This is a genomic window from Arthrobacter sp. MDT2-3, from assembly GCF_059090465.1.
Genome location: NZ_JBNHFS010000004.1, coordinates 325,884 through 345,680, shown reverse-complemented (window position 1 = coordinate 345,680; position 19,797 = coordinate 325,884). Strand labels below are relative to the sequence as shown.

General features: G+C 63.2%; 14 protein-coding genes. 6 read left to right on the top strand and 8 right to left on the bottom strand.

Features of this window, described 5'->3' with window-relative positions; translation table 11 throughout:
- The 6 genes from AC5RUQ_RS14400 to AC5RUQ_RS14375 all read right to left on the bottom strand — a co-directional run bounded on the left by AC5RUQ_RS14400 (position 1) and on the right by AC5RUQ_RS14375 (position 6,444).
- On the bottom strand, positions 1–837 hold the full coding sequence (locus AC5RUQ_RS14400; RefSeq protein WP_493948009.1) for a carbohydrate ABC transporter permease: 837 nt from the start codon (positions 835–837) through the stop codon (positions 1–3).
- The gene (locus AC5RUQ_RS14395; protein ID WP_493948008.1) at positions 831–1,802 is read right to left on the bottom strand and encodes a carbohydrate ABC transporter permease; all 972 of its coding nucleotides are present in this window, start codon (positions 1,800–1,802) and stop codon (positions 831–833) included. The genes AC5RUQ_RS14400 and AC5RUQ_RS14395 overlap by 7 nt, the downstream gene beginning before the upstream one ends.
- Positions 1,803–1,812: 10 nt before the next feature.
- Positions 1,813–3,132 (bottom strand): ABC transporter substrate-binding protein, encoded by a 1,320-nt coding sequence (locus AC5RUQ_RS14390; RefSeq protein ID WP_493948007.1) that lies wholly within the window; start codon positions 3,130–3,132, stop codon positions 1,813–1,815.
- A 180-nt stretch (positions 3,133–3,312) separates the two neighbouring features.
- Positions 3,313–4,416 carry a LacI family DNA-binding transcriptional regulator gene (locus AC5RUQ_RS14385; protein WP_493948006.1) on the bottom strand — a complete coding sequence of 368 codons (1,104 nt, stop codon included), beginning with the start codon at positions 4,414–4,416 and terminating at the stop codon, positions 3,313–3,315.
- A gap of 60 nt (positions 4,417–4,476) precedes the next feature.
- Positions 4,477–5,355 carry a PfkB family carbohydrate kinase gene (locus AC5RUQ_RS14380; RefSeq protein WP_493948005.1) on the bottom strand — a complete coding sequence of 293 codons (879 nt, stop codon included), beginning with the start codon at positions 5,353–5,355 and terminating at the stop codon, positions 4,477–4,479.
- Positions 5,356–5,442: 87 nt separating this feature from the next.
- Positions 5,443–6,444, bottom strand: coding sequence for an SIS domain-containing protein (locus tag AC5RUQ_RS14375; RefSeq protein ID WP_493948004.1), 1,002 nt, complete (start codon positions 6,442–6,444; stop codon positions 5,443–5,445).
- A gap of 271 nt (positions 6,445–6,715) precedes the next feature.
- On the opposite strand from AC5RUQ_RS14375, the gene AC5RUQ_RS14370 reads away from it, so the two are divergent.
- The gene (locus AC5RUQ_RS14370; RefSeq protein ID WP_493948003.1) at positions 6,716–7,591 is read left to right on the top strand and encodes a DMP19 family protein; all 876 of its coding nucleotides are present in this window, start codon (positions 6,716–6,718) and stop codon (positions 7,589–7,591) included.
- Here AC5RUQ_RS14370 and AC5RUQ_RS14365 read toward each other — a convergent pair.
- On the bottom strand, positions 7,588–10,482 hold the full coding sequence (locus AC5RUQ_RS14365; protein WP_493948002.1) for a glycoside hydrolase family 3 C-terminal domain-containing protein: 2,895 nt from the start codon (positions 10,480–10,482) through the stop codon (positions 7,588–7,590). The genes AC5RUQ_RS14370 and AC5RUQ_RS14365 overlap by 4 nt on opposite strands.
- A gap of 195 nt (positions 10,483–10,677) precedes the next feature.
- Between AC5RUQ_RS14365 and AC5RUQ_RS14360 the strand changes: the two genes are divergently transcribed.
- The 3 genes from AC5RUQ_RS14360 to AC5RUQ_RS14350 are packed head-to-tail and all read left to right on the top strand — an operon-like array spanning position 10,678 to position 14,408.
- Positions 10,678–12,381, top strand: coding sequence for an extracellular solute-binding protein (locus tag AC5RUQ_RS14360; protein ID WP_493948001.1), 1,704 nt, complete (start codon positions 10,678–10,680; stop codon positions 12,379–12,381).
- Between the two features lie 12 nt (positions 12,382–12,393).
- On the top strand, positions 12,394–13,458 hold the full coding sequence (locus tag AC5RUQ_RS14355; RefSeq protein ID WP_493948000.1) for an ABC transporter permease: 1,065 nt from the start codon (positions 12,394–12,396) through the stop codon (positions 13,456–13,458).
- Positions 13,455–14,408: a carbohydrate ABC transporter permease gene (locus AC5RUQ_RS14350; RefSeq protein ID WP_493947999.1), complete on the top strand. Its 954-nt coding sequence runs from the start codon at positions 13,455–13,457 to the stop codon at positions 14,406–14,408. The genes AC5RUQ_RS14355 and AC5RUQ_RS14350 overlap by 4 nt, the downstream gene beginning before the upstream one ends.
- Positions 14,409–14,440: 32 nt before the next feature.
- Here AC5RUQ_RS14350 and AC5RUQ_RS14345 read toward each other — a convergent pair whose 3' ends face one another.
- A complete protein-coding gene (locus tag AC5RUQ_RS14345; protein WP_493947998.1) occupies positions 14,441–15,466 on the bottom strand; it encodes a LacI family DNA-binding transcriptional regulator in 1,026 nt (341 codons plus the stop codon).
- Between the two features lie 24 nt (positions 15,467–15,490).
- Between AC5RUQ_RS14345 and AC5RUQ_RS14340 the strand changes: the two genes are divergently transcribed.
- Complete coding sequence (locus AC5RUQ_RS14340) at positions 15,491–17,560, top strand: beta-galactosidase (protein WP_493947997.1); 2,070 nt, start codon at positions 15,491–15,493, stop codon at positions 17,558–17,560.
- Positions 17,561–17,566: 6 nt separating this feature from the next.
- On the top strand, positions 17,567–19,747 hold the full coding sequence (gene yicI, locus AC5RUQ_RS14335) for an alpha-xylosidase (protein WP_493947996.1): 2,181 nt from the start codon (positions 17,567–17,569) through the stop codon (positions 19,745–19,747).
- Positions 19,748–19,797 lie beyond the last annotated feature (50 nt).

Genomic DNA, 19,797 nt, shown 5'->3' with positions numbered 1-19,797 from the left:
CTACTTCCCCACACCGTCAGCAAGGCCGCGGATGAAATACCGCTGACCCGCAAAGAAGAGCACAATCACCGGAACGGCGGCGATGGCCATTCCCGCGAACACCACGGGGTAGTCCGTGCCATGTTTGGCCATGAGGTTGGTTAGTCCCACCGGCAGCGTCTGCAGCGTGCCGCCGCTCGTGAAAATCATGGCGAAAAGGTATTCGTTCCAGGTGAAGAGAACGTTCAGCAGGATCGTGGAGATGATGATTGGCCGGCACATCGGAAGGATGACCTGCCAGAATGCCCGTGCCTTGGAGGCGCCGTCCACTGCTGCTGCCTCGTCTACCTCGAGGGGCAAATCCAGCATGTAGGCACGGATCAGGAAGGTGGTGAAGGGAACGCGGAACGCCGTGTAAAGAATCAACAGAGCCCAGAAGCTGTTGTAGAGACCCAGCGCCTGGAACATCTTCACGAGGGGAATCAGGGCCACGGTCGGCGCCAGCATCAAACCGGCCAGGATCAGAATCAGGATGGTCCGGTTGAACGGAATCTTGACCCTGGTCAGGCCATAGGCTGCCCAGGCACTGATCAGCACGGTGGCGGCGGTGGATGCGACGGTGACGAGGACGCTCGTGGTGAGGTAGTCGCCAACACCCCGGTTCCAGGCGGTCACGTAGTTTTCCCACCGCCACGTTTCTGGGAGCGCAAACGGATTGGCGAACAGTTCCGAATTCGACTTCACACCGTTCAGCAGCATCCACAGCAGGGGGTAGATCACAACGATGGCCAGGGCAACCAGGAAGGCCTGGACAAAAACCCGTCCCAAGAGCATCAGTACTGACGTCCGTGTCACCATTCCACCCTCCTGCGCTTGGCCCGCCGGAGCTGGAGTACCGCGAGGACCAGTGTGATGACGAAAACAGCCGTGGCGATGGCCGCGGCATAACCGAAATCGTTGCGGACAAAACCGCTGCGGTAGAGCCAGGTGCCAAGGACCTGGCTGGAATTGTTGGGGCCGCCTGTGGTCATGACCATCACCTCATTGAAAACCTGGAACGCCCCCGAGACCGTAACGATCATCATCAGGCTGCTCATCTCACGGACAAGGGGCAGGGAAATGGAGAAGAACCGGCGGACGGGGCCAACGCCGTCGATGGACGCCGCTTCGAAAAGCTCGGAGGGAATACGTTGCAGCGCCACTGCGAAGAGCAGGGTGCAGTAGCCGAAACCTTGCCACTGGCTCATGGCGATGATCCCGAAGATTGCCGTGTTTTCCTGGCCGAGCCAGGCTTGTGCGAAGTTTCCCAGCCCCAGGGTTTCCAGCGCTGCATTCAGGATGCCCATACGCGGTTCGTAGATGAAATAGAACAGGAGCCCGGCCACCGTTAGGGATATTGCCGAGGGAACGAAATAGATCGCCCGCAGGGCACCACGCCAGCGCGGACTGGGCAGCCCCTCTACGAGGGCTGCCAGAACCAGCGCTCCGAACACCTGGAAGACGATTGAAATTCCGGCATAAAGGGTGTTGTTGAGGAGTGACTTCCAGAAGATCGCGTCATTGAACATCTTGAGGTAGTTATCGGCACCAACGAAGGTCTGCCGTCCGCTGTAGATGTCCCACTTCAGGAGGCTGAAGCCCAAATTCTGCACGAGGGGCAGGTAGCAGAAGGCACAAAGCAGCAAAACCGCGGGCAGGACCCACACCATATTGCGCCACCCGCGGGCCCTGCTCCTGGCCGCTTGCCGGCCTTTGGATAAACCCTTGGCGTTGGATCCGGAGGCTGAAGGCGCAGGCCTCCGGATCGCGTTCGAAACTGTCATGGCAGGTCTGCTACTTGACTGCGCTGGAAGCGGAACGCACAGCGTCAAGGACTTGTTGCGGGGATTGGGTTCCGGCAACAAGGGCCTCGCCGCCTGCCAGCCAGGCATCGGCCACCTCCGGAACGGTAACCGAGTCAAGCCAGATGATGGCTTCGGAGGCGTCATTCACCTGCTTGATGCCTTCGACAACGGGTCCGGTGGAGTTCTGTTCCGAGACCACGCCCTTGACGGCACTGGGCTGACCATAGGGCGGTGACGAAAGTTTGGTGGCATTCTCCTTGCTCGTGGCGAACTTCATGAAGTCGACTGCCAGTGCCGCGTTCTCCGACTTGGGGTTGATCAGGTATCCCTCCGGAGAACCCTCGATTGCCTTTGTGTCCCCCTTCGCCCCGGCTGAGGCAGGCAGCTTGAAGATGCCCAGGCCGTCGTTCTTAAGCTGGGATCCATCCGACGCCGTTGTGTCGAATTCGAGGACCTCCTGGTAGTACATACCGGCGGTACCCGTAGCCAGTGCCTGCTGTGCCGTGGTGTAGAGGACCCCGTTTGAGTCTTTTCCGCTGCCGGTGCACTCGTTGATCAGCTCGGTGAACTGCTCCATGGCCCGGAGATAACCCTGGTTCTCGAGCTTCGCCGTGCGGGGGTCGAAGTCCGCTTCCAGTTCTTCGGCAGGCACCTCATAGGCGAACAACTGCTGCAGGTAGTGCAGGCCCGGCCAGCCGTCCTTATTGCCAAAGGCAATAGGCTCGTAGCCGGCATCCTTGAGCACGGAGCAGGAGGAAATCAGTTCCTCGAAGGTGGACGGCGGGTTAAGGCCCAGCTCCTTAAAAACCTTCTGGTTGTAGCCCATGAATTTTCCGTTGTTGTACAAGGGAACGGCAAAGAACTTGCCGTCTCTTTCAAAGGCTTTGAGTGAAGATTCGCCGAAGGTGCTTCCCCAATCAGTGCCAGGGGCGATAACCGGCGTCAAATCCGCTGCGAGGCCGCCGTCGATGAAGTTGTTTGCCCAGTTCCCCGCCCACGTGAAGTAGATGTCCGGCAGGGCCTGGGATGCCGTAAGGGTCTTGGTTTTGTCCTTGATGCTCTGGTCAGTCTCCTGGATGAGTTCGAAGGAGACATCCGGGTGGAGTTTTGTGTACTCCTCGGCCAGGTCCTCGAAGTATGGTTCCAGGGGATCGCCGCCGAATTTGGTGAGAATACTCAGGGTCCCGGAATATTCGGGTTCTTTCTGCAGATCCAGCTGAGCAACAGGCTCGCTTCCGCCGGCGCAGCCGGTCAGGGCAAGGGCTGTGCCCGCCAGCAGGGCTGTCAATATGTGCGTGCTTTTCCGCATCGTTTTCTACTTTCGCTCGGATGGCTAAATAGCCGAGGTCCACAGGGCGAAGAGTGCTGCCCTCCGTTGGATGGCACCTGCGCCAAGTGTGCGTTTTTGGGAATTGTGATACCGGTACCACAGTGAATCACGATTGCGGTCCCGGGGGAAGGGTTTCAGGAAGAAATACTTGCCGGCGGTTTATTCGGCTGCCCGTGAAGGCGCGGGGCCGTCCGAGGAGCGCGCAATAAGGGTGGAGGGCAGGACGTGCTTCCTCGGTGCGGAGGAATCGCCCTCGATCCGAACGAGGAGCTGTTGTGCTGCCGCGGCGCCAAGTTCGCGCATAGGCTGCTGGATCATGGTCAGGGGTGGTTCCATGACTGCTGCCCAAGGGCTGTCATCGAAGCCGATCAGCGACACGTCCTTGAGGATCCGGCGGTTGTGCGTCCGTAATGCATGAAGGGCGCCCACCGTTGCCTCGGTTTCCGTCGTGAAGATGGCAGTGGGGGGATCCGCCAGGGCGAGCATCCCGCCGATGGCCCTGGTTGCCTGTCTTTCATTTTTCAGGACGTGGGTTACCAAGGCAGTATCGAACGGTATTCCGGCCGCTTCCAGGGCATCCAGGTAACCCCGAAGGCGTTCGCCGTCACTCCAGAGTGCCTCATCAAGGATGCTGTGCATCTGCTGCAGGTCTGTTGCGGGGCTCAGGGTCACCGGGCCCCAGGCGAAGGCAATCCGCTGGTGGCCGTTCGCAATCAAGGATGCAACGGCGGAGCGGGCGGCTTCCCGGTTGTCGATGACCACCGAGTCGGTATCCAGGCCGTCCACCAGACGGTCAATGAGGACCACCGGTATTCCACGTTCCATCGCGGTGGATAGGTGCGAGACGTCGTCGTTCCTTCCCGCCGCCGAAGCGACCACAAGGCCATCAACTTGTTTGGCCAGCAGGACCCTGATGGCGTCCCGCTCCAGGTCCAGCTTCTCGTCCGTGCTCAGGATGATGGCATCGTAACCAGCCTGTTTTGCCGTTTCCGAGATGCCCCTGAGGACCCCCGAAAAGAAGGGATTCGCCACGTCCGCGAGAACAATCCCCAGCGTTTTGGTGATGCCGGTGCTCATGCTGCGCGCCAGCGTATTGGCCTGATAGCCCAACCGTTCGGCAGCCAACAGGACCTTTGCCCGCGTGGCATCGCTGACGGACCCATAGTTGCCCAGGGTACGGGCGACGGTGGCCCTGCCGACCCCAGCGGCAGCGGCAACTTCCGAAATGGTCGGAGCGCCCCCGTGCTGATGATCCGGCGACATCCGGTTCCCTTCTGGTCTTGGAATCGCCGTGGCGCGGTTCCGGTGAGGACAGGCTCTGATTCAGATCCTAGTTGCTGCAGCAACGGGACGGCCGTACCCGAATGCAGCTTCAACGTAGCACTGTTCCGCAGCCGATTCGGCGGCAAAAGCAAGGGCGGGGTGCAGCGAATCTGCAGTCGGCGGGGAGTCCCGGGCCCAGCCTGACCGCAGGAGGCTCACAACCAATCCGGTGACGAACGCGTCCCCGCAGCCCATGGTATCGGCGAATCTTCGCGGGTCCGTGGGCGCCGCTCCTTGCATATGGAACCGCTCGCCGTCGTACAGTACCGCGCCGGCGGCCCCCCTGGTGGCAACCGCGAGCGAAGCGCCCGCCGCCGTCACCCGCACAAGCTCATGTTCAACGGCCTTCAACGGTGCGTTTCCCAGCGACAGCAGTGCCAAGTCCACGAAGGGGGCAGTGCGGCGCAGGTAGCTGTCAGTCCTGCGCTCCGGTTCCCAGGAATAGTCAAAGCTGACCAAGGGGCCGGCCGCGCGCACCGACGGGAGCTGGCCTTCCGAGGCGGAGTAGACGCTCGAATGGACAAGGGCTGCTGTGGCCAGGTAGCTCCGGTGTTCGGGCCCGAGCATGAAGGGTTGGCTGATGGTGACACCGCCTTCATTCCAGCCCAGGAAGACCCGGTCGCCGTCGATAACCTTGATCTCGGTGACGCCGTTGGGGCCTTCGCGGGTCTGGCACCTGCTGACATCTACTCCTTCCGCTTCTATGGCGGAACGGACAAAGGCGCCCAGCGGATCGGAACCGAAGACACCCATGTAGGCGGACTCCAAGCCCCGGCGGCGTGCCAGGACCGCAAAGTTCACGCAGTTTCCGCCCGGGTACATCACTCCCCGGTCCAGGAAGCGGTCCACGATGTTGTCCCCGAACCCTATTACTTTCATGCTCATCCTGTCTTGACGGCGGTGTCCCCGGCTTGTGACCGGGTAACGCTGCCGCGCCCCAGGCCGGGGCGCGGCGATGGGAGTCTGTCAGTATTCAACGACCCGGTAGTACCGGCGCAAGTCCAGCGAGTGGTTGCGGACCCGTTCCAGGTGCTTGCTGATCCGGTCCGCTACGGTGTCCAAAACCAAAGGTGCCAGAAGGCCCCGGAACCGTGCACTGATTCCCGCCAGCTCGTAATCCTTGGTGTCGAGGACGGTGGTGTTCTTGTTGTAGTTTTCGGCGAACTTGACCACGCGTTCCATGAGGGGCCGGCTTTCGTCTTCACCCAGGAAAAGCACCAGGCTGGTGTCCTCCTCGATAAGTTCGAGGGAGCCGTGGAAAAACTCGGCGCCGTGGACACGCGTGGTGCGCAACCACTGCATTTCCTCGAGGATGCACATTGAGTACAAATAGGTGAAACCCCAGAGATTGCCCGCGCCGACGAGGAAGTGGTAGTCCGCCTCCTTGTTCCGTTCTGCAAACGCTTCTGCCACCGGTTCTGCCTGGCGTGCCACCTCAAGGAGGACGTCGGGAATGGTCTGGAGCTCAGCGGCAAACTCTTCGTACCCCTCAAACTCTCCCCGCGCAGCCAAAAGGCGGGTGGACAGTAGCAGCAGGGGGATGTCGAACGGCCAGGTCTTCGGTTCGGTGACCAGGGTGACATCCAACGCCTTGGCAAAAGGACTGTCCCCGAAGCCGGTAAAGCCAACGGTAAAGGCGCCTTTGGCTTTGGCGAATTCGATCGCCTCGATGATGTCCTCCGTTGTTCCGGAGACAGAAGCAAAAACGGCGATGGATCCGGGCCCGAACGCCGGGTCGCCGGTCAGCATCAACTCCTTCCCGATTGCTGCGCGTACGGGAAGGGTGGACCGGGAGCGGATGAAGTGTTCGTAGGGCAGCATTGCGGCGTAGGTGCCACCGGCGCCGATGAGGAAGAGGTTGTCAAAACCCCGCTCCTGGATGGAGTCCACGAACTGTTCGATGTGTCCCTGCAGCGCAAGTGCGCTGCGGGTCTGGGCGAGGAATTCCTCTTCTTTGAAGCCGAGCACGGGCTGTCCTTTCGTCTTTTGTGGTAATTGAGTGTGATACGTATTGATACCGGTATCACAACTGCTCATCATCGTTTCACGCGGCTGGCAACGGGTCAATAGTTTTGTTGGCGGGAATTTTGGCGCAGCCCATGCCCTGCAAAAAGTGAACGTCCAACCTGCCGTCCCCAAACTTCGCCGGACGTTCACTTCCCCCTCACGCCTCGAAGGAACGGCGCACGTAGCGTGAAAAGCGTACGAGCACCACCCGCTAACAGCAGTGAGGATTGCCATGATCACAAGCCAGCAGCCCGTCGTCCTGACCAGCAGCAGCATCGAATCCAGCGACGAGGACGTCGTGGAGGCCAACATCAGCATTGTGGACGCCATGCACACGGCCCTGCTGCGCACCGAAGAGATGTCACCGGTAGCGCTCCGCGGCTACTACGTGGACTTCTACCTCACCCAGGCGCTGGAGGGTGGCTTCGCGCAGTACGTTTTCACCGCCGTCGACCGGGCCGAAACGGACACGCTGATCCGCGAAGGCATGGCAGGGATGGGTGCGGCAGCCCACCTTGACCTGTTCAACCGTACGGTTGCGGTTTACGACAACCTGTCCGAGGACGATGAAGAGCAGTACCTCGACGGAGGCCTGGATGAGTCAGGGGAAACGCCCGACGGCGTCCTCCGGATGGAAGAGCTCGACGGCGAGTTTGAGGAGCTGCTGGAGCGGGAGAACATCACTTCCCTCAACGCCGACTGGCTGCGGGGCCAGGCCGACCTTCTGGTGCTGGACGACGAGGAAGTCGGCGCCCACATTGAGCGGCTTGTGGCGCAGATCCCTGACCTGCCGGAGCGCCAGGCGCAGGCTGACGCCGAGGCCCTGGAAGACGCCCCGGACTTCGAGATCGTCATCCGCGAGCTCTGCAGCATTGCAGGGTATGAACTGGTCAAGATCACCATGGGCGACCCCAACTATGTCCATGGCGGCGGGAAGACCCTGGCCTGGCACTTCTCCACCGACCACGGCGACTTCCTGATGGTCGAGGAGGAGGACGAGGCTTTTATGATCAACCCCGAGACACAGGAAATCGTCGCAGCGGTGGAGTTCGAGGAAGCGGACTTTGAGGAAGCAGACGCCGAGATGGTGGGCGCGTCCAGGCGCTAGCGCAGCTGTAACCGGCTGATAGTGACGGCGCCTTCCAATACCAATCGGAAGGTACGTGCTTCATCGAACGGTGAAGTGCCGGAAGCCAGCGGAACCCGAAGCTCGCCGCTGAAACCGGGCGAGATGCGGGCGGTGCCAATCGTGTTCCAGGTGTCGGCAGGTCCCGGCACCTGGACACGGAGCACGCAGCCGGTGCCCGATGTGGCCGGGCTGCAGGACACGACGTCAGCCAGCACAACGTTCTCCCTTTGCGGCTCCGCTGCATTCCCGAAGCGGTAGGTCGCCCAGGCGGGGCGGACGGCGTCGGCAGGGGTAATGGCAGTGCCCGCCAACCGGGTCTCGGGAACCAAGGCAACGTTCCCGCAGGAGTCGAAGTTTTCCGAACGGAACCAACGGCCGGCGCTGCGGCTGCGGCCGGGTGCTCCTGGCACTGCCAGTGGCACTGCCAGGGGAAGGTTCTCTGCCGAGGAACCCACCAGCAGCTGGTAGGCGCCGGGCTCCACCAGCATCCGCTCCTCCACCACGCTGTAGGTTGCCAGGCGGTCCAGCGGAACAGCGATTGTGGCCGTTGCTGTTCCGCCGGCCGGCACCTCCACCCGCTGATGGCCCACCAGAAGGCGGCGCGGGAATTCGAAACGGTGGCCGGGGGCGGACGCGTAGACCTGCACCAGCTCGAAAGCCGGGCGGCTACCCTCGTTGCGCAGTTCCACCGTTAGATCGGCTACGTCTGAGCTGGTGGTTCCTCCGCCAGGCATCTCGCGGAGGGCCACCGACCCGTACTGCACATCGCCGTACGTCAGGCCGTGGCCCAGCGGGAACTGGGGCTCGGCACGGCTGTACAGGTATGTGGAGCGTGCGGTGATGATGTCGTAGTCCAGGATGTCCGGCAGGTCTGCATCCCGGGCAAACCAGGTCTGCGCCAGGCGTCCGGTCGGTTCGGCGTCGCCACTGAGGACATCGGCCACACCGCTGCCCAGTTCCTGCCCGCCATGGCTGCTCCAAACGATGGCGGGAGTGTCAGCCAGCGCACCCAGGGCGTAGGGGTAGGAGGACACCATCAGGAGTACTGTCCGCGGGTTCGCCTCACGCACAACACGCACAAGTTCCTGCTCGGCCAGCGGCAGTTCCAGCGTGCTGCGGTCCAGCGTTTCCCTGCCGCCGAGGTGGGGATCATTACCGACAACCACCACGGCGGTATGGGCTTTGGCTGCGGCTTGCCGGGCGGCCTCGTGTCCGGACTTGAGTGTCCGGAGCACAAACCGTTCAGCCGTGGCGCCCTCCGGAACCAAGGCGGCGCTGTTCGTTCCTGACTCAATCCGAAGCCACTTTCCGGTCCCGACATGCTGCAGGGCGGCTGTGCCGTCAGCAGCGCGGTCCAGCCGGAAGGTCTCCTGCACCACCCAGCCACCAACCCGGTCTGCCTCCGCCCGAAGGTAACCGTCACCCGTGTCCGTCACGAATTTGCCGGTCAGCATCGACTGGAAGGTTACCTCCCCGGCACCCCAGTCCTTCACGGTGAACGATTCCGCCAGGCCGGGTGCGGTGGCGGCGGCGGTGAGGACCTCGCCCGGGCCGCCACCCAGGTACCCGCCCGTCCTGACGCTTCGCAGGGCAACGACGTCGGCACCTTCTTCGGCAACGACGCCGGTCCCGTCCGTCCCGCCGTAGCGGCGGGTAAGTCCTTCAGCGATGCTGACGGCGTCCTGCAGGGTTCCGCTGTACCAATCACTGAGGACGCGCGATCCGAGGCTTCCGATGACGGCGATGGTGCCGGGTGCGTCGCCCAGGGGAAGGATGCCGGCGTCGGCATCGTTGCGCAGCAGCACCACGGACTTTGCAGCCGCTTCCCGTGCCAGCTGCACGTGCGCCGCCGCGCCGACTTCTTCCGGTCCGATCGAGGCGTAGGGGTGGTGTGCAAATTCACCAGTCCTGGCCCTGAGGGTGAGGAGCCGCAGGACAGCCCGGTCCACGTCAGACTCGCTGATCAGCCCCTGCTCAAGCGCCTCAGTAAGGTAGGCGATGGACGGTGCGGGGTTATCGCCGTCGTCCGTGAAGCTGTCCACCCCGGCCTTTAGCGCGGCTGCGTAAGCTGCCGGGCCGCCGTCGAAATACTTCTCGGCACGGAAGAGCGAACCGGGAGCGCCGGCGTCCGTGACGATGGCCAGGGTGTCCCCGTTCCGCCATTGCCGCAGCTGTGACTGCACCAGGTCCGACACGTGGGCCGGCCTGCCATTGACCAGGTTGTAGGACAGCATTACCGCCCCGGCTACCCCCTCTTCGATGGGGGAGCGGTAAGCGGGGAGCTCATATTCATGAAGCACCCGCGGGCTGAGGTTGCTGGAGGTGACGTTCCTGTCGAACTCGTTGTTGTAACCGAGGAAGTGCTTGAGCGTGGGAACCGTCAGCCACGTGTGCGGGTCCTTGCCCTTCAGCCCCCGGCAATAGGCACCGGCCAGCTCCGCCGTCAGGTGCGGGTCCTCAGAAAAGCCCTCCTCGTTCCGCCCCCACAATGGATGCCGGAGCGGATTCACCACCGGCGCCCACACGTTCAGGCCCACGGAGGAATCTTCCGCCTTCTTGCCGCGAAGCTCGCGGCCCGTGGCCCCGCCGAGCCGTTCAATCAGGTCAGCATCCCAGGTGGCGGCCATGCCCACGGGCTGGGGAAAGACGGTTGCCGGGCCCAGCCAGGCAACTCCGTGCGCAGCCTCTGCACCGGTATGGAAAGACGCCAGTCCCAGCTCCGGGACAGCCGGGGCGTGCTGGTGGAGCATGGCCACCTTCTGCTCCAGGGACAAGCTGGCCAGGATCCGGGCGGGCAGGCCGGCGGCCTCCTCTAGGCCGGGCCCTGAGGCATCAACGTTGAGGGTGGCAGGCAGAACGGAATGCGGCACTGGAGTCCAATCGGCTGGTTATCGAATCGCTTATACGAAGCAGGCGAGACCCAGTGTTGCACTCCAGGATGTGAGGCGCAACACATTTCGGCCTTGCGGGATTTGCTGCGAGTGCCCTACGCTAATCGAAGTCGAACCGATTCGATGAATCCGTTGAATCCTCCCGTCATTGACTTAACACGAAGGAGTGCTGTCATGCTCAGTTCCACCACAGGCCCCGGGAGGGGCAAGCCCCGAAAAACCGCCGCCGGACTGCTGGACGAAGCATCATCCGCAGGCGTGAACCGCCGGTCCTTCCTCGGAATCCTCAGCGGCGCCGTGTTCCTGGCCGCGGCGCCGGCCGCGCTCTCTGCTTGTTCCGCAGGTACCGCAGCACCCCAGGCCACTAACTCGGGAGGACTGGCGGAAGCGGTAGCCAAGCTGGTTCCTGCCTACAAGCCACTCGAGCTGGTGAAGCCCGACATCCCCTCCACCAACGGCTCCACCCCCGGCTTCACCAGCATCCCTTCCTCCCTGGTCAAGTCCGTCGCCACGACACCGGGAAGCGGCGGAACCTACACGGCCATGACGCCGGCCTGGTGGGCCGTCCCGCCTGCCTTGCCGCAGAACAGCTACTACCAGGCTGTCAACGAAAAGCTTGGCGCCACCATCAACTTCCAGGCCAATGACGGCAACGCCTACGCGGACAAGGTCCAGACAGTCCTGGCCTCGCCCAAGGACGTGCCGGACTGGATGGTTATCCCGAGCTGGAACCTCCCGCCCCGCTTTGGGCAGGCCGCCGCGGGTGTGTTCCAGGATCTTTCGGAGTTCATTGCCGGGGACAAGGTCAACAAGTATCCCAACCTGGCAAACATCCCTACTGCCGCCTGGAAGATGGGCTGCTTCGAAGGCGGCCTCTACGGGCTCCCATATCCCGGCGCGCTGATCTCGGACGCCATCTTCTACCGGGCGGACCTCTTCGAGGAACTCGGAGTGGAACCGCCGAAGTCCGCCGACGGATACCGCAAGCTCGCCAAGGAGCTGACGGACGAGTCCAAGAACCGCTGGGGATCCGAAGACGTCTGGAACGGCGCCCAGATCATGCACGGCGTGGTACCCAAGTGGAAGATGGTGGACGGCAAGCTCCAGAACAAGGTCGAAACGGACGAATACCGGGCCGCCCTGGAGTGGACCGCCCAGCTGTTCGCCGATGGTTCCGTCCACCCCGACGCCGTGGCAGGCAACTCCCAGCAGTCCAAGCAGCGTTTCGAGTCCGGGGCCTCCCTCATGGCGTCTGACGGCACGGGCTCCTGGCATGAGGCCCTGGCCCGTGTCCTGCCCTCCAACCCGAAGTTCAACATGCAGCCCATGGACTATTTCGCTCCCGACGGCGGGAAGCCCACCCTCTTCCGCGCCCAGCCTGCCGCCATCTTCAGTTTCATCAAGAAGGCAGACCCGGCGAAGGTGGAGGAAATGCTGGCACTGGCCAACTTCATGGCCGCCCCGTTTGGCACAGAGGAGAACGTGCTGATCAACAACGGCGTTGAAGGAGTGCACTTCACCCGTGATGCCCAGGGCATTCCGAAGGCCACCGCCAAGGGGACCGAGGAGGTCACCAGCACCTACGCCTTCCTCGTCAGCCCTCCGATCGTCAACTCCATGGTCCAGTACCCCGGGCTGGTTAAGTCCCAGTCGGATTGGGAAGCACGGCAGGCCCCGAACGTGGTGGAGGACGTGTTCTTCGGCATGCAGATCCAGGAGCCAGCCAAGTTCGGCTCCCTGTCCAAGCCGTTCGATGACCTGGCCAAGGACATCATCCGCGGACGCAAGAGCCTGAAGGACCTCGACAGCGAGCTCGCGTCCTGGAAGAGCAAAGGCGGAGACGAACTCCGGGACTTCTACGCCGGGTTCCTGGCCTAGGACGTGGCACGCATGATCACCGGAATAGAGCACAAGGCTGCCGCGCCATTGCAGGATGGGGCTGGGACACATACCGATGAGGCCCTGGCAGCGGGCACGACGGCTGGGCGTAGTTCCCGTGTCGGCGGGCGGGCTGCTGGAGGTGCCGCCACCGTGCCGCCGCGCGCAAAGGGAAACCTTTGGTTGCGTTTCAAGCGGGACCGCTCCCTGGTATTGATGGCATTGCCTGCGGTCATCCTGCTGGGCGTTTTCGCTTACCTCCCCATGCTGGGCAATGTGGTGGCGTTCCAGGATTACTCACCCTACGTCGGTATTCCTGACAGCCCCTGGGTGGGCACGGACAACTTCGCCAGGGTGCTGGCGGACGCCGACTTCTGGCATGCCGTCAAGAACACCCTGGTGATTACAGCGTTCCAGCTGGTGTTCTTCTTTCCGGTTCCCATCGCCCTGGCCATGCTGTTGAATTCCCTGGTGAATCCCAGGCTGAGGGCGGCAGTTCAGGCCGTGGTGTACCTTCCGCACTTCTTTTCCTGGGTGCTGGTGGTGTCCGTCTTCCAGCAGATCTTCGGCGGAGCCGGACTGCTCAACCAGTCGTTGCGGGCCAACGGCTGGCAAGCGATGGACATCATGACCAACCCGGACACCTTCCTGTTCCTGCTCACCTCGCAGGCAGTCTGGAAGGACGCAGGCTGGGGCATCATCGTCTTCCTCGCTGCCCTGAGCGCCATCGATCCCGCCCAGTACGAAGCGGCGGCGGTGGACGGAGCGGGCCGCTGGAAGCGCATGTGGCACGTCACCCTGCCAGGCCTGCGCAGCGTCATCGTGCTGCTGCTGATCCTGCGGCTGGGGGATTCCCTGACCGTGGGTTTTGAGCAGATGATCCTCCAGCGCGATGCAGTAGGGGCGGAAGCCTCCGAAGTCCTGGACACGTTTGTGTACTACACCGGCGTCCAAAACGGCGACTGGAGCTACGCTGCAGCCGCTGGCCTGATCAAGGGCCTGGTGAGCCTGGCCCTGATCCTGACAGCCAACAAAGTTGCCCACATCTTCGGTGAGAGCGGTGTCTATTCCAAATGAGCACAATAATTAGCAAGGCCGGGCCCTCCACCAGCACCTCCAAACCCTCCAGGCCACCGCGGCTGAAACCCGAGCGCCCCGTCTGGGACGAAGAACCCGGGGCAGCAGCGAAGGCAGGGAAGTTTATTGTCCTGGCCGTCGTCGTCCTGGCTGTCCTGGGGCCGCTGTACACAATCGTCCTGACGAGCATCTCCTCCCAGGCCACCATCACCCAGGCCGGCGGACTGGTCCTGGTCCCCGGAGAAATCTCTTTCGCCGCGTACCAGCAGATCCTCAGTGGAGGTGTGGTCACCCGCGCGGTGCTCGTCAGTGTGGGAGTCACGGCCACCGGAACCGCTCTGAGCATGGTGGTTTCCATCCTCTGCGCATACGGATTGTCCCGGCCGGGGTCCTTTGCGCACACACCCATCCTGTTCACGCTGCTGGTCACCATGTTCTTCAGCGCGGGGATCATTCCCTCCTACCTGCTGGTCTCCGGGCTGGGGCTGATCAACACGTATTGGGCGCTGATTCTGCCCAGCTGCATCTCGGTGTTCAACATCATCATCCTGCGCGGCTTCTTTATGGGGATCGACAGGGGAATCCTGGACAGCGCAAGGATCGACGGTGCCAGTGAATGGCGAACCCTGACCCAGATTGTGCTGCCCATGTCCAAGGCCGTTACCGCCGTGATCGCATTGTTCTACGGCGTTGGCTACTGGAACGCCTTCTTCAACGCCGTCCTCTACATCAACGACAGCGCCATGAACCCGCTGCAGGTGGTGCTCCGGTCCTACGTGCTCCAGGGCGTCTCGGTTCCGGGGCAGGTGGACGTGGGCACCGGAGCCGCTGCGGGCCCTGCCCTGCAGATGGCTGTCATCGTGCTGGCCATGGTGCCCATCCTGATCGTGTACCCCTTTGTGCAGAAACACTTCACCAAGGGCGTGATGATCGGGGCGGTCAAGGGATGAGGGGCCAGTCTGCGCCGGCCCTTCAGCTCACGTCATCGAACCGCGGCGGTGGTTTCGCCAGCCATCAGTGTGGGGGCGATGAGCCGGAGTTCGGCTGGTTTTTCCAGGCTCAGCCGGTCCATCACCATCTCCACCGCGGCACGGCCGATGTCCATCGCGGGGATGGGTACAAAAGTCCAGGGTCGGACGGCAGCCTTTGCCACATCTGCCGGCGCAATCACTGCCACGGAGATGTCCCCGGGGACGGAAAAGCCGTGGACGGCCAGGTTCTCCCGCAGGATCGGCAGCAACCCCTCGTTGTGCACCAGAAGAGCAGTGATGGGCTCGGGGCCAGCGAAGACCTTGTCCAGGGCCCTTGCCAGGTCAGGCGAGTTGGCCTCGCACGCCACTGCCACATGATGAACCTCCAGCGCGCGGCATGCCTCCTCGAATCCACGCAGGGTGCGGTCGGCATACGTAGCGTGGCGGCGGAGGGAAGCCGGCGGAGACCCGATGAACGCAATACCCCGGTGGCCCAGCTCGGCCAGGTGGCGTACGGCAGTGCGGGACGCCCCGGCAAAATCAAAGTCGACGCAACTAAGGCCCCGCGGATCATCCGGCATGCCGATCAGCACCGCCGGTTTCTGCAGCCTGGCCAACACCGGAATGCGGGGATCGCGGGCTTCGATGTCCATCATGAGCAGGCCGTCCACCATGGACTGGGACGTCACCCGCTCTATGCTGCCGGCGTCGTCCTGGGTCAGCAGCAGGACGTCCTGGTTGAAGGAGCGGGCAGTGGTCACCACGGCCGTGACGAACTGCATGACCACGCCGACGTTCACGTCAGCGCGCAATGGCACTACAAGGCCCAGGACATTGGACCGGCTGGAGGCCAGCGCGCGGGCACTCGACCGCGGGCTGTACTTCAGGCGGCGCATTGCGGCTTCGACGATATCGCGGGTTTCTTTCGATATGGGACGGTTACCGCTCATCACATAGGACACCGTACTTGTTGAAACTCCGGCTTCTTTGGCCACATCACTGATCGTCGCCGCAGTTGAAGCCTTTCGATTACCCATACCCCCATTTAACCAAGGAATTCGATGCATCTTCGCAGCCACGGGCTGAACACCGTAACCCAGCAGGCAGGGTTGCTGTTCGGCGCCGACTACAACCCCGAGCAATGGCCGGAAGAAAGCTGGCCGGAAGACATCCGCCTAATGCAACAAGCGGGCATTAACCTCGCCACCCTGGGCGTGTTCAGCTGGGCAAGGCTGCAGCCGTCTGAAGGCAGGTGGGACTTTGGTTGGCTGGACCGGATCCTGGCGCTCCTGCACGAAGGCAACATCAACGTTTGCCTTGCAACGCCCACCGCATCGCCGCCGCCGTGGCTGGGACACCGCTTCCCCAGTACGCTTCCCACCGATGCCTCGGGGACTACGCTGTGGTACGGCTCACGCAACCAGTTCTCGCCGTCATCGGCGGTGTACCGCAGCGCTGCGCTGCAGGTTACGGCCGCACTGGCGGAGCGCTACGGCAAGCATCCCGCTGTCGTGATGTGGCACGTGGGCAACGAGCTCGGGCAGGCCAGTTACGACGACGAAACGGCCGGTGCGTTCCGGGGCTGGCTGCTGCGCCGCTATGGTTCCCTGGACAACCTGAATTCCGCCTGGGGCACAACCTTCTGGAGCCAGGGGTACAGCAGCTGGGAGGAGATCCTGCCGCCCCGCACAGCGCCCTACCTGCACAACCCCACCCAGGTCCTAGACTTCAAGCGTTTCACCTCGGATGCGCTGCTCAAGCTCTTCACGGCTGAACGGGATATCATCCGCCAGCACTCTCCCGACGTCCCGGTCACCACAAACCTCATGGGCTTTTTCCGCGGGGCGGACTACTTCAGGTTCGCAGGCGAGACGGACCTGATCGGCAACAACTGGTACACGGACCCGGCCCAACCTCAAACCTGGGAACTCGGCGCGCTCACGCACGATCTCTGCCGCGGCATGGCCGGGGGCCAGCCCTGGCTCCTGATGGAATCAGCGGCGTCGGCCGTCAACTGGCGCCCGCACAACAGCGCCAAGGAACCCGGCGCGCTGCGGGTGGACTCCCTGTCTGCCCTGGCCCGGGGCTCGGACGGAATCTGTTTCTTCCAGTTCCGCCAGTCCGCCTTTGGTGCCGAGCGCTTCCATTCCGCAGTGGTACCCCTGGCGGGGGAGGACACCCGCGTGTTCCGGGAAGTCTCGGCTCTCGGGTCCGAGCTTCAGGATCTCCGGCTCCTGGCAGGCACCCCCTCACCCTCCCGCATTGCCGTGTTGTTCGACTGGGACAGCTGGTGGGCTGCCGAGTCCCCGGACTGCCCCAGCGACAGGTTGGGCGTGCTGGACCAGCTCCAGGCCTACTACCGGCCGTTGCTAAGGCGCGGATTGTCCGTTGAGGTGGTGCATCCCGCTGCCGCCCTGGACCGCTTCGACCTGGTGCTTGTCCCCAGCCTTTTCCTCCTCACAGAAGAACATGCCGCGGCCCTGACCGGCTGGGTGCATGGGGGAGGAACTGCAGTGGTGGGCCCCTTCAGCGGATTGGCCGACAGCAACGGACACCTCCGCCAGGGACGGTTCGCTGCCGTGCTGGCTGAGGTACTTGGGGTTACAGGGGAAGAATGGCGGCCTCTGGCCCGCAGCGTTGGACTTGAATATGCACAGCCCGGTCCCATTGGCCCGGAGGCCAACGCAGGAATGCCGGACAACCTCGAAGCCTCCTTCTGGTCGGAGGACCTGCGCCTCCACAGTTCCAGCGCTGCCGCGGTGGCCACCTTCACGTCCGGCCCGCTTGCCGGGAAGCCGGCAGCAGTCCGCAACAGCCACGGCCAAGGGACCGCCTGGTACATCGGCTGCGACCTGCCTCCTGCAGCGCTGGGAAGCATTGTTGGGGCGGCGGTGGCGGAAGCGGGACTGAGTGCGCCCGTCGCCGCGGAGCTGCCCGACGACGTCGAACTGGCCACCCGCGGCGGTTACCACTTCCTGCTGAACCACAGCCCGGAACCCCGGACGGCACGCCTCAAAGAGCAGTCGGTGGACTTGCTCTCCGGGGAAAGCCACGGACCTGAAATCACCCTGGAGCCGTACGGCGCACTGGTCCTCAAGAACAGCTTTGACCATATTGAGAACGGAAACTGAGATCCCATGAAATTCACGGACGGATACTGGCTGTACCGCAAAGGCTTTTCCGCGCTGCACCCCCGCGACGTATCGGACGTAGTGGTGAATGGCGGGACGATGACCGTCTACGCGCCCACCAAACGAATCACCTCCCGCGGCGACGCGCTTAACCTTCCCCAGCTGACGGTCACCTTCGACGCCCCGATGCCGGACGTCATTGGGGTAACCATCGAGCACTTCCAGGGCGGCCTGGACAACGGTCCGCATTTTGAAGTGAACCGGGCAGGATCCGCCGCGGAGTTCAGCCAGGACGGCGGCAGTACCGCAAGCATCACTTCCGGGGCGCTGACGGCACGGGTCAGCACTTCCGGCGACTGGGGAGTCGACTTCTTCGGGAACGGCAGGCTGCTGACAAGCTCCACTCCGCGCAGCGTCGGCGTCATCACGGACGACGGCGGGCGGACCTTTGTGCACGAACAGCTCAGCCTCGGGGTGGGCACCAACGTCTACGGCCTGGGCGAGCGCTTCGGCGCCTTCGTGAAGAACGGCCAGGCGGTGGACATCTGGAACGAGGATGGCGGCACCTCCAGCGACCTCGCGTACAAGAACGTGCCGTTCTTCCTCACCAATGACGGGTACGGCGTGTTCGTCAACCACCCGGAGAAGGTGTCCTTCGAGGTGGGCTCGGAAGTGGTTTCCCGTACGCAGTTCAGCGTGGAAGGCCAGAAGCTGCAGTACTTCATCATCCACGGGCCCACACCCAAGGAGATCATCCGCCGGTACACGGAGCTGACCGGCCGGCCCGCCCGGATCCCGGCGTGGTCCTATGGGCTCTGGCTGTCCACGTCGTTCACCACCGACTACGACGAGAAGACCGTCAACTCCTTCATCGACGGCATGGAAGAGCGGAACCTTCCGCTCTCCGTCTTCCACTTCGACTGCCACTGGATGCGGTCCTTCCATTGGAGCGATTTCGTGTGGGACCCCGCCACGTTCCCGGACCCGGAGGGCATGCTCGCCCGCCTGCACGACCGCGGGCTCAAGGTCTGCGTCTGGATCAACCCGTACATCGCCCAGCGCTCGCACCTGTTCCGGGAAGGCCTGGAACGCGGCTTCCTGGTCAAGCGTCCGGACGGTTCTGTCTGGCAGTGGGACATGTGGCAGGCAGGGATGGGATTGGTGGACTTCACCAACCCCGACGCCGTGCTCTGGTACCAGGACAAACTACGCGGGCTGCTAAGCCAGGGCGTTGATTCATTCAAAACCGATTTCGGCGAGCGCATCCCCACTGATGTGGTGTGGCATGACGGCTCAGATCCGGCCCGGATGCACAACTACTACGCGCAGCTGTACAACAGGACGGTCTTTGACCTGCTCTCCAAGGAGCTGGGTGAGGGCGAAGCGGTGGTCTTTGCACGCTCAGCCACAGCAGGCGGCCAAACCATGCCGGTGCACTGGGGTGGAGACTGCGAGTCCACCTTCGCGGCGATGGCTGAATCGCTGCGCGGCGGATTGTCGCTGGCTGCGTCCGGATTCTCGTTCTGGAGCCATGACATCGGCGGCTTCGAGGGCACGCCTGAACCGGAAATCTTCAAGCGCTGGATCGCGTTCGGGCTGCTGTCCTCGCACTCCAGGCTGCACGGCTCCAACTCCTACCGCGTCCCGTGGCTCGTGGACGAAGAGTCGGTGGACGTCCTTCGGCACTTCACCGAGCAGAAGATGCGGCTGATGCCTTACCTGCAGATGGCGGCCGAAGAAGCGTATGCAGAGGGCATTCCCCTGATGCGCCCGTTGTTTATGGAATTCCCGGAGGACCCGGGCTGCGCACATCTCGACCGGCAATACATGCTGGGCCCCGACCTTCTGGTGGCACCTGTGATGGACCCCTCCGGCACAGTGTCCTTTTACCTGCCCGAAGGGACGTGGACCCATCTGGAAACCGGCGAGCAGCTGGCGGGCCCCCGGTGGCACCGCAAGGAGTACTCGGTCATGGAAGCGGCAACCTGGGTCCGTGAAGGCGCCGTGCTGCCCATCGGTACGGTGTCCGACCGGCCGGACTACGACTGGGCGCAGGACATGCGGTTCCAGGCCTTCGCGGCACAGGACGGCACACGCCGGGTCGCTGTGCCGTCACCGGGCGGGTCCACCACCGTCTTCGAGGTGACGGTTGCTGACGGTGACGTGTCCGCCGTCGTGGTCCCGTAGCTCGTGCTGGGCTGGTCGGCGGGTGCCAAGTAGACGCAGGGCAGCAACCG

Bases quoted from the DNA above. Each gene is read 5' to 3' on its own strand.
- AC5RUQ_RS14400 (WP_493948009.1), bottom strand. From the start codon at position 837: ATGGTGACACGGACGTCAGTACTGATGCTCTTGGGACGGGTTTTTGTC.
- AC5RUQ_RS14395 (WP_493948008.1), bottom strand. From the start codon at position 1,802: ATGACAGTTTCGAACGCGATCCGGAGGCCTGCGCCTTCAGCCTCCGGA.
- AC5RUQ_RS14390 (WP_493948007.1), bottom strand. From the start codon at position 3,132: ATGCGGAAAAGCACGCACATATTGACAGCCCTGCTGGCGGGCACAGCC.
- AC5RUQ_RS14385 (WP_493948006.1), bottom strand. From the start codon at position 4,416: ATGTCGCCGGATCATCAGCACGGGGGCGCTCCGACCATTTCGGAAGTT.
- AC5RUQ_RS14380 (WP_493948005.1), bottom strand. From the start codon at position 5,355: ATGAAAGTAATAGGGTTCGGGGACAACATCGTGGACCGCTTCCTGGAC.
- AC5RUQ_RS14370 (WP_493948003.1), top strand. From the start codon at position 6,716: ATGATCACAAGCCAGCAGCCCGTCGTCCTGACCAGCAGCAGCATCGAA.
- AC5RUQ_RS14360 (WP_493948001.1), top strand. From the start codon at position 10,678: ATGCTCAGTTCCACCACAGGCCCCGGGAGGGGCAAGCCCCGAAAAACC.
- AC5RUQ_RS14355 (WP_493948000.1), top strand. From the start codon at position 12,394: ATGATCACCGGAATAGAGCACAAGGCTGCCGCGCCATTGCAGGATGGG.
- AC5RUQ_RS14350 (WP_493947999.1), top strand. From the start codon at position 13,455: ATGAGCACAATAATTAGCAAGGCCGGGCCCTCCACCAGCACCTCCAAA.
- AC5RUQ_RS14345 (WP_493947998.1), bottom strand. From the start codon at position 15,466: ATGGGTAATCGAAAGGCTTCAACTGCGGCGACGATCAGTGATGTGGCC.
- AC5RUQ_RS14340 (WP_493947997.1), top strand. From the start codon at position 15,491: ATGCATCTTCGCAGCCACGGGCTGAACACCGTAACCCAGCAGGCAGGG.
- yicI (WP_493947996.1), top strand. From the start codon at position 17,567: ATGAAATTCACGGACGGATACTGGCTGTACCGCAAAGGCTTTTCCGCG.